Raw genomic sequence first — 13,251 nt, 5'->3', positions numbered from 1 at the left:
TTGGCGATCTCAGCCCTGTGCGAGCGCCTCCACGAGCGCCTCGACGTTATCGAAGCAGCGCGCACCGGCGGCGGTGAGGCGGGCGCGCTTGGACGCATAGGTGCCGAATTCGCCCCAGGTCAGTGCGCCGGCATGGCCCATTGACACACCCTCCTTCGCCTCACGTCCTGCGATGACGGCCAGCACCGGCTTGGCTCCCCGCGTGGCCGTGAGGGCGTCCGCGAACTCCTCTTCCTCGGCGCCGCCCACCTCGCCCACCAACACCATGGCGCGGGTGCGCGGGTCGGCCTGGAAGACGGGCAGGAGGTCGGCGAAGCGGGTTCCCTTCACGGGATCGCCGCCCACCCCGACCCACAGGCTCTGGCCCAGGCCACGCGCGGCCATGCGGTATCCCACCTCGTAGGACAGGGTGCCGCTCTTACTCATCAGGCCAATCTCACCGGGGCGCAGCGCCACGTCCGGCAGGAAGCCGATCTTGGTCGCGCCCGGCACGGCGAGCCCCGGCGTCGAGGAGCCGACCCAGGTGACGCCTGCCGCCCGCGCCGCGCGGCCGATGGCCAGCGCGTCATGGACCGGCACACCCTCCGCCACCGTGACGAGAAGCGAGATCCCTGCAGCAAAGGCGCTCTCGGCGGCGGCACGGGTACCACCGGGCGGGGTCATCGCAATGGCGGCGCGTGCTCCGGTCGCGGCGACGGCGGCGGTGATGTCGGGAAAGATGGGCAGGCCGTCCTGCTCTTCTGCTGTGCCGACGCGAATGGCGGTTCCGCCCACGATGTTGGTGCCATAGGCCCGCATCCGGGCAGCGTGCGCGCGTCCCATACGGCCGGTCAGGCCGAGCACGAGAACCTTCGTGCCAGCGGAGAGGGAGGGAATCATGGCTTGCACAGAGTCGCCGCCCGGGCGACTGCCGCGAGCAGGTCGTCCTCCACGATCACGCCGGGGTGACGCCGCGCCAACTCCGCCCGCCCTGCCGCGGCGCCGGTGCCGACGAGACGCGCGACGACCGGCAGGCGCAGGCCCGTCCTATCGAGCGCGTCGGATAGCAACCGGCCGAATTCGCCCAGGTCAGTGATGCCGGCAAAGATGTTGACGAGAACGACACATACCGAGGGCCGCGCGGAGATCCAGTCCAACACGCGCACCAGCCGTGTAGGATCGCCGCGAAGCTGGCCTGTCCGCAGGTCACAGAAGTTGAGCGGCCGGAGCCCTGCGGCTGTCATCTCGTCCACCACTACCATGGAGAGGCCCGCGCCGGTTGTAACGAGGCCCACCTCGCCCTCCGGGTCCAACTCCACGTAGTCGAAGCCCTCCTGCAGCTTGCGGACGGCGTCCGGATAGGCGTCGGGCCGTGCCAGGACGAGGGCGCGAAGGTCGGCCTGTCCCTCCGCGAGGTTCAGATCCAGCACCACCTTGGCATCGCCGGCCAACGTACCGAATGAACCGATGAAAAGAGGGTTCACCTCCACCAGCAGCAGGCCCTCCGCGAGCAGCGCGCGTGCCAGGTCGCGAACTGCGCCGCGCAGCGCCGTGCGCTCTGCCGGATCTGCAGTCGCCAGGATCTCCTCTGCGGCTGCGAGGATAGCGGCCTCGTCGGGCGATGTGGTGCACGCGGCGGGCGGAGCGGCCGACTCAACCTCAACTCCTCCCGCGCGGGACCAAGCGATGCGGATGCCCAGGCCCGCCGGATCCACCATCAGGGACAGGTAGTGCTCCGCGGCACCGCACACGGCCTCTTCCACAAGGCAGGCCGTGACGGGATGGCCTCGTAGCGTGGTGCCGAGCAGCCGTGCCAGCGACACCTCGACTTCCTCCGGGGTTCGGCAGAGAACGATGCCACCCGCCTTGCCACGCCCGCCCGCTGGCACCTGCGCCTTCACCACCCAGGGGCCGGAACCGTCGAGGCAGAAGCCCGCGGCCTCACCGGCACGCACCAGGGCCGCGCGCGGCACGGCAAGACCGTGCCGCGCCAGCAGTGCCTTGCCATCCGCTTCGATCAGCAGCACCGCCTTGCCCTCAATAGGTGTCGAGGGAGAGGATGCCGTCGGTCAGGTCGGCGCCCTCCAGAATGCGCTTGCCGACGAGATCGCGCAGGGACTCTGACGAGCCACCACCGAGGGAGCCGTAGCGTGCTCCGCGGAAGAGGCGCGACACCGGGTATTCGTCGGTGAAGCCGTATCCACCGTGGACCTGGATGGCCTCGCTCGTCACGCGGATGGACATCTCGTTGCAGAACACCTTTGCGGTGGCGGCCATGATGGGATCGGGGAAGGGGCTGGCTGTCATGCAGGCGCGGTAGAGCAGGCCGCGTGCTGCCTCGATCTCCCTGAACATGTCAGCAAATTTCCATCGAATGCCCTGCGACGACGCGATGGCCTTGCCAAAGATCTTGCGCTCCTTGACGTAGGAAACCGCTTCGTCAAAAGCGCCCTCCGCGAGGCCAAGGGAAATGCTGGGATTGAGGCAGCGCTGGGTGTTGAAGGCGGTGAGCAGCTTGCGAAACCCGTCCTCCTCGATGACGAGGTTCTCCGGCGGCAGCTCCACGTCGTTGAACTGCACCTCGTGCAGGTTCTCCCCGCCCATGGTGTGATAGGTCCCGGTGACGGCGAGACCGGGGGTGCCGCGCTCCACCAGCACGCAACCTATCCCCTCGCGTCCTGGCTTGCCCTCCACCCGGGTGAAAACGACGAACATCCCCGCCTCCTCGGCGCGGGAAATGAGAGTCTTGGCTCCGTTAAGGACGAGATGGTTACCCTTGCGGACGGTGTTGGTGCGGTAGTTGGCCACATCCGTCCCGGCATCTGGCTCCGTCATGCAGATCGCCAGGATACAATCACCTGAGACGACGCGGGGAAGGATGCGCTCCTTGATCGCCTTCGGTGCATAGTGGGAGATAACGCGAGTCTGCACACCCGCCTCACCGAGCACGGCCATTGCGGTGACGTAGTCGACCTTCGCGATCTCCTCCAGGATGAGGGCGCTGTCGAGAATGGAAAGGCCGAGGCCGCCGTATTCCTCCGGCACCGACATGCCGAGGACGCCGAGCTCCGCCAAACGTTTCATGTTCGGCCAGGGAAAGGTGCCGTCCATCCACTTCGCGGCGTCCCGCCGGAACTCTGTCTGCGCAAGTGCCCGCACAGCCACGATCATCTCACGCTGCGCCTCGCTGATCTTGAATTCCATGCCGCACCCCTGGATGCTCTTCACCACGGCAGGGTGCCGTGACGGGGTGGTGCCCGCCACCGACTTTTCTGCAGCCTTCTCCTGACATAAGCTCCGCGCCGGAAAGGTGGACCTTGCGTAGATTGCCGCCGCTGAACGCGTTGAAGGCTTTCGAGGCGGTGGCCCGCCACGGCACCCTGGCGCGCGCGGCGGAGGAGTTGCTGGTCACGCCCACCGCGGTCGGGCGGCACGTCCGCAATCTGGAGGATGTTCTCCAGATCGCACTGTTCGAGCGTGATGGCGGCGCGTTGCGCCTGACTGTGCCTGGTCGCCGTTACGCTGGTACTGTCGCCCGTGCCCTTGGAGAGATCGCGGACGCCACGGACGCGCTACGCGACAGCCCCGGGCGTACCCGGATTGCAGTGCGTGCCTACACGACCTTCCTTGTGCGCTGGCTCATCCCGCGTCTCGCTTCGTTCCAGGCTCGGTATCCGGAGATAGAGGTAACTCTCTCCTCCGGTCACGATCCGGTCGACTTCAACCGGGAGCGTGTGGACGCCGCCATTCGCTACGGGCGGGGGATCTGGCCGGGTCTCGTCGCCGTACAACTCTTCGAAGACGAACTCGTCGCCTTCGGCCCACTTGGCTCTCGAGCGCGGCTGGAGCACGGGGCTCCTGCGGCACTCCTGGGGGAGACGCTGATCATCCACCAACGTCGGCCACGGGACTGGGCAGACTGGCTGGCTGCCGCGGACATGACAGGATCGCCGGCGCGCACCATTGCCTTCGATGACCTCGCTCTTGTCTGGCAAGCGGTGACGGATGGGCTCGGCATAGGGCTGACACAGCGGCGCTATCTTGCGGCCGAGGTCAAAGCGGGACGGCTAGAGGAGGTGTCTGACGTCGTCCTGCGACGTGGCACCAGCTACTATCTCACCTACCCGGCTGATACAGCGGCGCGGCCGGCGCTACGTACTTTCGCGCAGTGGATGCAGGAGGAAGCTGGCGCAACTAAGGCATGACCGCGGACCTAATCCGGCTAGCTGCCTGCGTCCCATTCTCCTCCGGGGAAAAACCCTATCCCCCTCTGTCGGAACGCCGCCGGCGTTTCGCGCCCTATACAAATGAAGCCTAGCTATTCGTTATCTAACGGCTCCTCCTGCGACATTCTGAAGATTGAAGTTGTGAAAATACAATGCCGTTCCGATCGAGTTCCCTTCAACGGGCCGCATTCGTCGATATTCTCCAACAGCCGCCTCCGACCGCCACGCGGTGCCTTTGAGAGCGAGCTTGCAGCCGAAATTTGAAGCAAAGCTGGGCAAACTGGTAAGGTTGTATTCGCTTGCAGCCGGGTGCGTCTCAATTTCGCGCAGGCCTTCAGAGGTGACGCATCCAATAGCGTTTCTGATTAAGCGATAGGTACCTGCATCATCCGCCGTTCTCTGGCCGGCGGCTCCCTCTCCCTCTGCATCCACAACCGGGGCGTGTAGGCGGCTCTCATCAATCCGGCGATCCACGCCTTCTCGCCTCCCCCGAGCCTCTGGTTCCGGCCGGAGCCGCTTAGCTGGCGGGCTGATCACCACATGTCCGCCAGATCTCGGCGTAGCAGCGTTGCGGGTAGCAGAAGGGAGACCGGAACGTGGCGTGACGTGTTGCGGCGTCTCGCAGCTGGCAAGGAAAAAAACACTTAGCAAGAAGAGGCGGTGCATCTCGGTTCCTTGCCCTGGCGCATTCTGTCTCCGCCTACCATGCCAAGCTTCGAAGGGAATAGTATGGGCGCTGGTCTCCTATCGAGGTGTCAGGACTGATCGTGACAGCTTCACCATGCCTTCCGAGCACCTTCGTACTGGCAGCTGCACTGATAATAGGGTCAGCCATCCTTACAAGCTACACGACGCGCTCGGTCGACGGATGTTGGTGCACCTCGAACCTTGCTCAGACGGCATTCATATTGTCTGGACCGAGGAGGCCGAGATCCGCCCCAAGATCGTGGAAATGGTGTCAGTAATGCGCTTCAATATTCCAACGCAGAGCTGGGTGATTGGCGCGAGCGTCAAGCTGATCAACATCGGCGTGAGACTGGGCTCGTTCGTGGCTGGCCGCTTCCTTCAGCATACGCTGATCCACCTGAACGGCTCAGCCAGCATTTACGGCAACCTAGAGCATGATCCGAGCATTCGGATTCGAATGCTCTTGCCCGACGCGGCAGCGGTCTGATTCGCTCAGGGGGCTGGTAAGGAGGCCAGCATGGATGGGCCGGGCCTTATCGGAGGATCTTCGCAGCCGCGTCGTTGGGGCAGTGGAGGGCGGGCTTTCGCGCCGCGGGGCCGCTGAGCGCTTCGGGGTCGGGGTGGCCACGGCCATCCGCTGGGTCCGGGTGTTCCACGCAACGGGCGCGATGAGGGCCGAGCCAAAGGGCGGCGACCAGCGCTCGCAGCGGATCGAGGCCTATCGTGGCGCGATCCTCGATGCGGTGGGGGCCAAGGTGGACATCACGCTGTTCCACTCGCCGAAGACCTCGGGCAGATCGCGCCAGGGCGCGCCCGTGCGGACGATCCACAGCACGCCCTCGACGAACATCCGGTTGTCGCGCCCGGTCGAGCCCCTCTGGTCAGACCGCCCGATGACCAGCGGTGCCATCCGCTTCCAGGCCGCGTCGCTCAACACCAGCCGATCCAGCACGCCCAACGCCGCCTCCCCAAAAGCAACCTTGAATCACGAACCGGCCCCCTCGGGAATCCCAAGAGTTTAAAGAGCCTAGCGGTCTGAAGGGCGTTCCGGACTTCCGGCAATTGTGGGCACATTGAAGGCGGATGGCCGATATGGGTTGTGCCCATGTCGGCCATCCGCAGTTCGTCATTCCCTTTCCGAAAGCGGACACGACTTCCCGGACGGTGGATGGCCGGGTTGGTGGTTTGCAGACCTGGCGCAGGTCATGGCCAGACAGGTGCGCCACCCAGCCCCGTGATCTCTGGCAGGCCGCAGATCAGGTTCGCATTCTGCACGGCCTGACCGGCCGCTCCCTTGCCGAGATTGTCGACCACGCCCATCGCAATCACCAGGTTGCGCTCTGGATCGGCCGCATAGCTGACGAGGGCGAGGTTCGAGCCGGTGGCCCATTTGGTTTGCGGCGGCTTGTCGGTCACGCGGACGAAAGCCCGCCCGGCGTAGAAGCGCCGCGCCGCGTCCAGGCACTGGTCCGTGGTGGCGCGGCCGCGGCAGTAGATGGTGGCGAGGATGCCGCGGGTCATCGGCACCAAGTGTGGCGTGAACACAAGCCCGGCCGCGCTGCCGCCGCTCAGCCGCTCGATCGTCCCCGCCATCTCGGGCATGTGGACGTGCTCCAGCAGACCGTAGGGCACCAGGTTCTCGTTGCTCTCGGCATAGCCGAACCGGCTGTCGGCGCCGCCCCGCCCAGCACCGGAGATGCCGGTCTTGGCGTCGATGATGATGTTGCCGGGCTCGATCAGCCCATTGGCCAGCAGCGGCGCCAGTGCCGTCAGCGTCGCCGCGGGGAAGCAACCGGGGTTGGCAACACGGGTCTGGCCCTCGATCTGGGCTGGCCAGATGTCGGCCAGGCCGTAGGCCCAACCCTCGACGTAGCGGTGGTCGCCGCCGATATCGACGATCTTCATGTCTTTAGAGACGCGCGCCAGCGCCTCGGCCGAGGTGCCCGTAGGCAGCGACGCGAACAGCACGTCGAGCTTCGGCAGGGTCGCAGGGTCCCACTTCTCGATCACCAGCTCGGCCAGCTCGGCCGGCGCACCGGGGAAGCGGTCACCCAGCCGACTGCCGGCGCTGCCCTCGCCTGCGGCGTAGACCAGTTCGAAGGACGGGTGGCCCGCGATCAGGCGCATCGCCTCGCCGCCGCCAAAACCGCTGATCCCGACAATGCCGACGCGAAGGTTCATGATGGTGTCCGATGCTGGAAAAAGGGCAAAGAAAAACCCCCGGAGCCAAGGGCTGCGGGGGTTCGAAGATGCGGGCTGATGCCGCCTCAGGGGTGGACCGCTAGGGGGCGGACCTCACCGGGAGAGGGGCCTGTCTGCACGCAGCCACGGAAGCCGCCGCTGAGAAGCAGCGACGGCGTCGGTTCGTGGTGCGGAGGCGAAGGTCACCCATGGGGCAGACGGTAGTGATCCGGCCGAACATCTGTCAACGAGGGTTTGTCGCTGTGGCCCCGCCCGCCAAGGCGGCTTCGTGTCGGAAACAGCAAAGATCAGGTCTGCCCACGAGCGGCCGCTTCCCAGCATGAGCCTTCGAAAGCGGCCATGGAGCTCTCGGCCGGGCAACGCGGTTCAAACCCGCTGCCGAAAGAGGCCGTTCGGGGAGAGGGCCCGGTCATTCAGCCGGAGAGCATTCCCCTCCTTCCGCAACCGCCGGTTCGGTCCGGACCGCTCTCTAGGGACGCCATGCCTGGAAGATAGCCCCGGCTATGCCGAGACCGACGAGTGCAAGTCCGCAACGGCGGTAGAAGCGGATGGGCGAGGTCAGTGTCTGTCGGTCCGCCAGCATGGCGGCCCGTTGCTCGGGCGAGCCGCTGCTGTCCATGCGCGCCTTGAACACGCCGATGCCCCAGGTGGGCGTGTCCTGGTTCAGTTCGGCCAGCACGCAGACCAGGGTCGTGAGGCCGCCGAGGAGCAGGAGGCCGACAAAGCCCAGGACCGTTACCATTGCGACAGACGCGCAGAACAGCAGGCCCAGCACGCCCCAGGCCAGGGTGTTCGCAGCCGAACCCTCGGAGAAGCGCATGGGTGCTTGTGCCTGACATCGAAGCCGCGGGTCAGGGTGCGCGTGCTTCCCGCGACAGGGCAATGATCTGGCCGGTGGATCATCCGGCTCCGGGCCAGGAAGGGCCCAGGGGGAGAGGATTCTTCTCTCCCCCTGGGCGTTCAGCGCTTCGCTTCGATCGCGTCCCAGATGGCCTTTTCCAGGTGAACGCCGTCGAAGCGGGCGACCTCCTGCAGGCCGGTGGGGGAGGTGACGTTGATTTCGGTGAGGTAGCCGCCGATGACGTCGATGCCGACGAAGATCATGCCGCGGGCCTTCAGCTCCGGGCCGATGGCGGCGCAGATCTCCTTCTCGCGGTCGGTGAGCGTGGTCTGCACGGCCTTGCCGCCGACATGCATGTTGGAGCGGGCCTCGCCCTCCGCGGGGACGCGGTTGATGGCGCCCATGGCCACGCCGTCCACGAGGATGATGCGCTTGTCGCCCTGGCGCACGGCGGGGACGTATTTCTGGATCACCAGGGGCTCGCGGGAGCGCTCCGTGAACATCTCGATGAGGGAGTTCAGGTTGGAGTCGTCGGGGCGGAGGTGGAAGACGCCGGCGCCGCCATTGCCGAAGAGCGGCTTGACGATGATGTCGCCGTGCTTCTCGCGGAAGCGCATGATCTGGGTGCGGTCCGCCGTGACCAGGGTTTCCGGCATGAGGTCCGGGAAGTGGGTGACGAAGAGCTTTTCCGGGGCGTTGCGGACGCTGGCGGGGTCGTTCACCACCAGGGTCTTCGGGTGGATGTGCTCCAGGATGTGGGTGGCGGTGATGTAGGCCATGTCGAAGGGCGGGTCCTGGCGCATCAGGACCACGTCCGCGTCGCGGCCGAGGTCCAACTCCACGCGCTCGCCGAAGGTGAAGTGGTCTCCCTTCACGCGGCGGACCTCAACCGGGTGGGCCCAGGCGGTGACGCGGCCGCCATGCAGGGCCAGGTCCTTCACATGGTAGTGCCAGAGGGCGTGGCCGCGGGCCTGGGCCTCCAGCATCAGGGCGAAGGTGCTGTCGCCCTCGATCCCGATGCTCTCCATCGGGTCCATCTGCACTGCTACCCGCAGGGTCTTCGCCATGGGTGTCCGTCCGTGATCGCGTTCCCGGGGTTGGTGGCATTCCCTGGCGCGGTGCGCCAGGGGGGTGTCGTCCGGCGGGGCAGGGCCAGGGCCAGGGTCACGGGATGAAGACGGCCATGAGCCAGGCGGCGAAGACCACCAGCAGCACGCAGCCCTGGAGCAGGTTGGTGATGCTGCCCGACAGCGCCAGCATGCCGATGAGGAAGGTGAGGGCGAGGAGGACGGTGTCGGCGTCCGACACGCCGAGCTGCAGGGGGATGCCCTGCCAGAGGGCCAGGGCCACGAGGATGGGGACGGAGAGGCCGATGGTAGCGATGGCGCTGCCGAGGGCGAGGTTCAGGCTGGCCTGGAGCCGGTCCGCGAGGGCGGCGCGGAGGGCGGTGGCGGTTTCCGGCATGAGGACGATGGCGGCGACGACCACGCCGCCCACGGCTTCCGGCAGGCCGAGCGCCGTGACGGTGCCGCCGATGACGGGGGCCACGGTCTTCGCCAGCAGGACGACGGCGACGAGGGCGAGGAGGAGGAGGCCGGCGGCAATGCCGGCTTCCCGGGGGCCGGGGCGGACGTCGATGGCTTCGAGCGAGGCGCCGACGCTTTCCAGCACGGCTGTGCGCGGCTGCTCGGGGATGAAGTAGCTGCGGTAGAAGACGGTCTGGACGAGGACGAAGACGAGCCAGAGCAGGAGGCAGAGTCCGGCGACGGTGATGAGCTGGACGGGGCTGAATTCCGGGCCCGGTGCGGCGCGGGTGTGGTTGGGCAGGATCAGCACGAGGGTGGCCAGCGCCGCGACCACGGAGAGCAGGGCCGTGGCGCCGCCGGCGTTGAAGCCGGGCTCCCGGTGGCGCAGGGCGGCGAGGACGATGCAGAGGCCTGTGAGGCCGGCAGCCACCAGCATGACGACGGCGTGGAGGGTGTCCCGCACCAGGGTGGGCTTGGGCGGGCCGCTGTCCAGCAGCATGGAGGCGACGAGGGCGACCTCGATCACCGTGACGGCGATGGCGAGGACGAGGGTGCCGAAGGGTTCGCCCACCCGGGCGGCCACGGTTTCCGCGTGATGGACGGCGGCGCGGACGGAGAGGAGCAGGAGGGCGAAGACGGGCAGGGCCAGCCAGCCGCTGGCGGAGAGGCCGAGGGCGAGGGCGGCCCCGAGGCCGATGACGGGGGGCAGCCAGCCGTCCCAGCGGAGGGGGCTGTGGTGGATGGAGGACATGAAGACGCTGTAACCTGTTCCGGACAGGTCGACGAGCGCTGCGGTTCACCGAAGGGTTGCCGGCGGGGTGGCGAAGACCCCCCCCGCCTTGTCGGGCCCTGTCTCAGGCCGCCTTGGCGGCGGCCCGGGCCGCGAGCTTCTCCTCTTCGGTCCAGATCTTCCGCTCGCGCTTCTGCTGCGGCTTGATCTCCTTGACCGGCGCGCCGCCGAGCACGGGGGGGCGCATGGTGGAGTTCCGCGCCGCTTCTGAATGCCAGGGGTGGTCGGCCCTGACGGTTAGGGCGCGGCCGATCTCCCGCTCCACGTCGCGCAGCCAGGCGCGCTGCTCGGCGTCGCAGAGGGTGACCGCGAAACCGCTGCGGCCCGCACGGCCGGTGCGGCCGATGCGATGAACGTAGCTCTCCGGCAGGTTCGGCAGGTCGTGGTTGAAGACATGGGTGACGGTGTCGACGTCGATGCCGCGGGCGGCGATGTCCGTCGCGACCAGGACCTGTACGGTGCCCGCGCGGAAGGCTTCCAGCGCGCGCTCCCGCTGGCCCTGCGACTTGTTGCCGTGCAGGGCCTCGGCGGTGATGCCGGCTTCCGTGATGAAGGTGCAGACCTCGTTGGCGATGCTCTTCTGCAGGGTGAAGACCACGGCCTGGCCGATGCCGGGCGCCTGCAGCAGCGAGAGCAGCGCGGCCTTCTTGTCGGCGGCGTCGACGAACATGACGGACTGCTCGATGCGGTCCACGGTGGTGGAGGGCGGGGCGATCTCGACCTTCGCCGGGTCTCGCAGCAGGCTCTCGGCGAGGGCGGCGATGGATTTCGGCATGGTGGCCGAAAAGAGCAGCGTCTGGCGGTCCTTCGGCAGGGTCGCGACGATGCGCTCGATCGGCTTGGCGAAGCCCATGTCGAGCATCTGGTCGGCCTCGTCCAGCACCAGCGCCTCGAGCTGGGACAGGTCGCAGAGACCCTGTTGGATCAGGTCCAGCAGGCGGCCCGGCGCGGCCACGATGATGTCCACGCCGGATTTCAGCGCGTTGACCTGGTGGAACTGGCTGACGCCGCCGAAGACTGTCGTCACGCTCGGCTGCATGTGGCGGCCGAAGCTCTCGAAGCCGTCCGCGATCTGGGAGACCAGCTCGCGCGTGGGCGCCAGGACGAGGACGCGGGCGCCGCCCTTCGGCGCCGGGCGGGGATTCGCGGCGAGGCGGTGCAGCAGGGGCAGCGCGAAGGCGGCGGTTTTGCCGGTGCCGGTCTGGGCCATGCCCAGCAGATCGCGGCCTTCCAGCAGCAGCGGGATGGATCCGGCCTGGATGGGGGTGGGGTGGGCGTAGCCTTCTTCCGCCAGGGCGCGCAGCAGGGGCGGCGCCAGGGCGAGGTCGGCGAAGGTCATGGACATGGTCAAGCGGCGCCTCCGGCGCTGGTGAAGGCTGCGCCTGTTGGGGCTTCGCTGGTGGGGTGGCGGGCTTTTATGGGCGATGCTGCACTGCGTCAATGCGGGGAGCGGCGCGTCCGAAAAGCGTCATTTCCGACCGGCGCGGGGCGCCCCCTGCCGCCGCGGGCGGGGCTGGGCTATGGCCTGGGGATGCAGGCCCTTCGCACCCTGACCGGAACGAGCCGGCTGGCCGGGATTCTCGGCCACTCCGTCTCCCATTCCCGCTCCCCGAGGCTGCACGGCTTCTGGCTGGAGCGGCATGGGATCGACGGGGCCTATATGCCCTTGCCGGTCGCGCCCGGCGATTTCGCCGCGGCGGTCCGGGCGCTGGCCTCGCTGGGGTTCGGCGGGGCGAATGTCACGATCCCCCACAAGGAGGCCGCTTTCGCCGCCTGCGACCTGGTGGAGGAGGAGGCGCGGCGGATCGGTGCGGTGAACACGCTGGTGTTTCGCGAGGACGGGCGGATCGAGGGGTGGAACACCGACGGCTGGGGGTTCCTGCAGAGCCTGGGGGAGCAGGCGCCGGGATTCGCGGTGGCTTCGGGGCCCGCGGTGGTGCTCGGCGCCGGGGGCGGGGCCCGGGCGGTCGCGCATGCGCTGCTGGGGGCCGGGTGTCCTCGGCTGACGCTGGTGAACCGGAGCGCGGCGCGGGCGGAGGCGCTGGCGCGGGAGCTGGCGGGGCATGGGGCGCCGGTGGAGGTGGCTTCGGTGCCGCCGCTTGAAGGGGCGGCGCTGCTGGTGAACACGACGAGCCAGGGGATGCTGGGGCAGCCGGCGCTGGAGATCGACCTGCGCCCCCTGCCCGTGGGGGCGGTGGTGGCGGATATCGTCTACGTGCCGTTGGAGACGCCCTTGCTGGCTGCCGCGCGGGCGCGGGGGCTGGCGGCCGTGGACGGGCTGGGGATGTTGCTGCACCAGGGGCGGCGGGGGTTCCAGGCCTGGTTCGGGGTGCTGCCGGAGGTGACGCCGGAGCTGCGGGACTTCGTGGCCACGGATATCCCGCAGCGGGCCGCCGCATGAAGGTCTGGGGCCTGACCGGCGGGATCGGGATGGGCAAATCCACCGCCGCCACAACCTTCCGCCGCCTGGGCGTGCCGGTCTTCGACGCGGATGCCGCCGTGCACCGGCTTCAGGGGCCGGGCGGTGCGGCCGTGCGCCCGATCGAGGCCGCCTTCCCCGGCACCACGCGCGAGACGCCGCGGGGCCGTGCCGTGGACCGCGAGGCGTTGCGCCGCGCCGTGCTGGGCCAGGACGCGGCGATGAACCGGCTGGAGAGGATCGTGCACCCCCTGGTTCGGCGGGAGGAGCGGCGGTTCCTGGCGGCGGCGCGGCGCCGGGGCGCGCGGCTGGCCGTGCTGGACGTGCCGCTGCTGTTCGAGACCGGAGGGGAGCGCCGGGTGGACCGGGTGGTGGTGGTGACCGCGCCGGCCGCGATCCAGCGCGCGCGGGTGCTGCGGCGGAAGGGGATGAGCGAGGAGAGGCTGTCCGCGATCCTGGCGCGGCAGGTGCCGGACGGGCTGCGGCGGCGGCGGGCGGATGACATCGTCCATACCGGGCTGTCCCGGCACCACGCGCAGCGGGCGGTGCGGCGGATGGTGCTGCGGCACGGGTGAGGGCTT

12 protein-coding genes and 1 pseudogene are annotated in these 13,251 nt (G+C 68.4%); 4 read left to right on the top strand and 9 right to left on the bottom strand.

Annotated elements, in window-relative coordinates:
* Nucleotides 1-9 precede the first annotated feature (9 nt).
* Genes J5Y10_RS19320 through J5Y10_RS19310 form a run of 3 tightly spaced genes read right to left on the bottom strand, consistent with a single transcriptional unit; the run spans nucleotide 10 to nucleotide 3,183 of the window.
* Nucleotides 10-879, bottom strand: coding sequence for a succinate--CoA ligase subunit alpha (locus tag J5Y10_RS19320; RefSeq protein WP_209375739.1), 870 nt, complete (start codon nucleotides 877-879; stop codon nucleotides 10-12).
* Nucleotides 876-2,006: an ATP-grasp domain-containing protein gene (locus J5Y10_RS19315; RefSeq protein WP_209375738.1), complete on the bottom strand. Its 1,131-nt coding sequence runs from the start codon at nucleotides 2,004-2,006 to the stop codon at nucleotides 876-878. The genes J5Y10_RS19320 and J5Y10_RS19315 overlap by 4 nt, the downstream gene beginning before the upstream one ends.
* Nucleotides 2,007-2,016: 10 nt before the next feature.
* The gene (locus tag J5Y10_RS19310; RefSeq protein WP_209375737.1) at nucleotides 2,017-3,183 is read right to left on the bottom strand and encodes an acyl-CoA dehydrogenase family protein; all 1,167 of its coding nucleotides are present in this window, start codon (nucleotides 3,181-3,183) and stop codon (nucleotides 2,017-2,019) included.
* 122 nt (nucleotides 3,184-3,305) lie between these two features.
* Between J5Y10_RS19310 and J5Y10_RS19305 the strand changes: the two genes are divergently transcribed.
* Entirely contained in the window at nucleotides 3,306-4,184 is an 879-nt protein-coding gene (locus tag J5Y10_RS19305; protein ID WP_209375736.1) for a LysR substrate-binding domain-containing protein, read from the top strand.
* An 802-nt stretch (nucleotides 4,185-4,986) separates the two neighbouring features.
* The gene (locus J5Y10_RS19300) at nucleotides 4,987-5,379 is read left to right on the top strand and encodes a hypothetical protein (protein ID WP_209375735.1); all 393 of its coding nucleotides are present in this window, start codon (nucleotides 4,987-4,989) and stop codon (nucleotides 5,377-5,379) included.
* Nucleotides 5,380-5,655: 276 nt separating this feature from the next.
* On the opposite strand, the pseudogene J5Y10_RS19295 reads toward J5Y10_RS19300, so the two are convergent.
* From J5Y10_RS19295 to J5Y10_RS19270, 6 genes and pseudogenes are all read right to left on the bottom strand, one after another.
* A pseudogene (locus J5Y10_RS19295) lies at nucleotides 5,656-5,850 on the bottom strand (transposase); the annotation flags it as partial.
* Nucleotides 5,851-6,095: 245 nt separating this feature from the next.
* Nucleotides 6,096-7,073 carry an N-acetyl-gamma-glutamyl-phosphate reductase gene (argC, locus tag J5Y10_RS19290; protein WP_209375734.1) on the bottom strand — a complete coding sequence of 326 codons (978 nt, stop codon included), beginning with the start codon at nucleotides 7,071-7,073 and terminating at the stop codon, nucleotides 6,096-6,098.
* Between the two features lie 490 nt (nucleotides 7,074-7,563).
* On the bottom strand, nucleotides 7,564-7,914 hold the full coding sequence (locus J5Y10_RS19285; protein ID WP_209375733.1) for a hypothetical protein: 351 nt from the start codon (nucleotides 7,912-7,914) through the stop codon (nucleotides 7,564-7,566).
* Between the two features lie 140 nt (nucleotides 7,915-8,054).
* A complete protein-coding gene (gshB, locus tag J5Y10_RS19280) occupies nucleotides 8,055-9,002 on the bottom strand; it encodes a glutathione synthase (protein ID WP_209375732.1) in 948 nt (315 codons plus the stop codon).
* A gap of 97 nt (nucleotides 9,003-9,099) precedes the next feature.
* Entirely contained in the window at nucleotides 9,100-10,212 is a 1,113-nt protein-coding gene (locus J5Y10_RS19275; RefSeq protein WP_209375731.1) for a calcium:cation antiporter, read from the bottom strand.
* A 103-nt stretch (nucleotides 10,213-10,315) separates the two neighbouring features.
* A complete protein-coding gene (locus J5Y10_RS19270) occupies nucleotides 10,316-11,596 on the bottom strand; it encodes a DEAD/DEAH box helicase (protein WP_209375834.1) in 1,281 nt (426 codons plus the stop codon).
* Between the two features lie 186 nt (nucleotides 11,597-11,782).
* Here J5Y10_RS19270 and J5Y10_RS19265 point away from each other — a divergent pair, with 186 nt between their 5' ends.
* Together J5Y10_RS19265 and coaE are read left to right on the top strand one after the other, a co-directional pair.
* Nucleotides 11,783-12,652: a shikimate dehydrogenase gene (locus J5Y10_RS19265; protein ID WP_209375730.1), complete on the top strand. Its 870-nt coding sequence runs from the start codon at nucleotides 11,783-11,785 to the stop codon at nucleotides 12,650-12,652.
* A complete protein-coding gene (coaE, locus tag J5Y10_RS19260) occupies nucleotides 12,649-13,245 on the top strand; it encodes a dephospho-CoA kinase (RefSeq protein ID WP_209375729.1) in 597 nt (198 codons plus the stop codon). Before J5Y10_RS19265 ends, coaE begins: the two co-directional genes overlap by 4 nt.
* The last annotated feature ends 6 nt before the right edge of the window (nucleotides 13,246-13,251 follow it).

The sequence above is a fragment of the Roseomonas indoligenes genome (assembly GCF_017813365.1).
GTDB lineage: Bacteria > Pseudomonadota > Alphaproteobacteria > Acetobacterales > Acetobacteraceae > Roseomonas > Roseomonas indoligenes.
The sequence above is the reverse complement of the archived record's forward strand: the minus strand, read 5'-3'. Positions and strand labels throughout refer to the sequence as shown.

Bases quoted from the DNA above. Each gene is read 5' to 3' on its own strand.
- J5Y10_RS19320 (WP_209375739.1), bottom strand. From the start codon at position 879: ATGATTCCCTCCCTCTCCGCTGGCACGAAGGTTCTCGTGCTCGGCCTG.
- J5Y10_RS19310 (WP_209375737.1), bottom strand. From the start codon at position 3,183: ATGGAATTCAAGATCAGCGAGGCGCAGCGTGAGATGATCGTGGCTGTG.
- J5Y10_RS19300 (WP_209375735.1), top strand. From the start codon at position 4,987: ATGCCTTCCGAGCACCTTCGTACTGGCAGCTGCACTGATAATAGGGTC.
- argC (WP_209375734.1), bottom strand. From the start codon at position 7,073: ATGAACCTTCGCGTCGGCATTGTCGGGATCAGCGGTTTTGGCGGCGGC.
- J5Y10_RS19285 (WP_209375733.1), bottom strand. From the start codon at position 7,914: ATGCGCTTCTCCGAGGGTTCGGCTGCGAACACCCTGGCCTGGGGCGTG.
- gshB (WP_209375732.1), bottom strand. From the start codon at position 9,002: ATGGCGAAGACCCTGCGGGTAGCAGTGCAGATGGACCCGATGGAGAGC.
- J5Y10_RS19275 (WP_209375731.1), bottom strand. From the start codon at position 10,212: ATGTCCTCCATCCACCACAGCCCCCTCCGCTGGGACGGCTGGCTGCCC.
- J5Y10_RS19270 (WP_209375834.1), bottom strand. From the start codon at position 11,596: ATGTCCATGACCTTCGCCGACCTCGCCCTGGCGCCGCCCCTGCTGCGC.
- J5Y10_RS19265 (WP_209375730.1), top strand. From the start codon at position 11,783: ATGCAGGCCCTTCGCACCCTGACCGGAACGAGCCGGCTGGCCGGGATT.
- coaE (WP_209375729.1), top strand. From the start codon at position 12,649: ATGAAGGTCTGGGGCCTGACCGGCGGGATCGGGATGGGCAAATCCACC.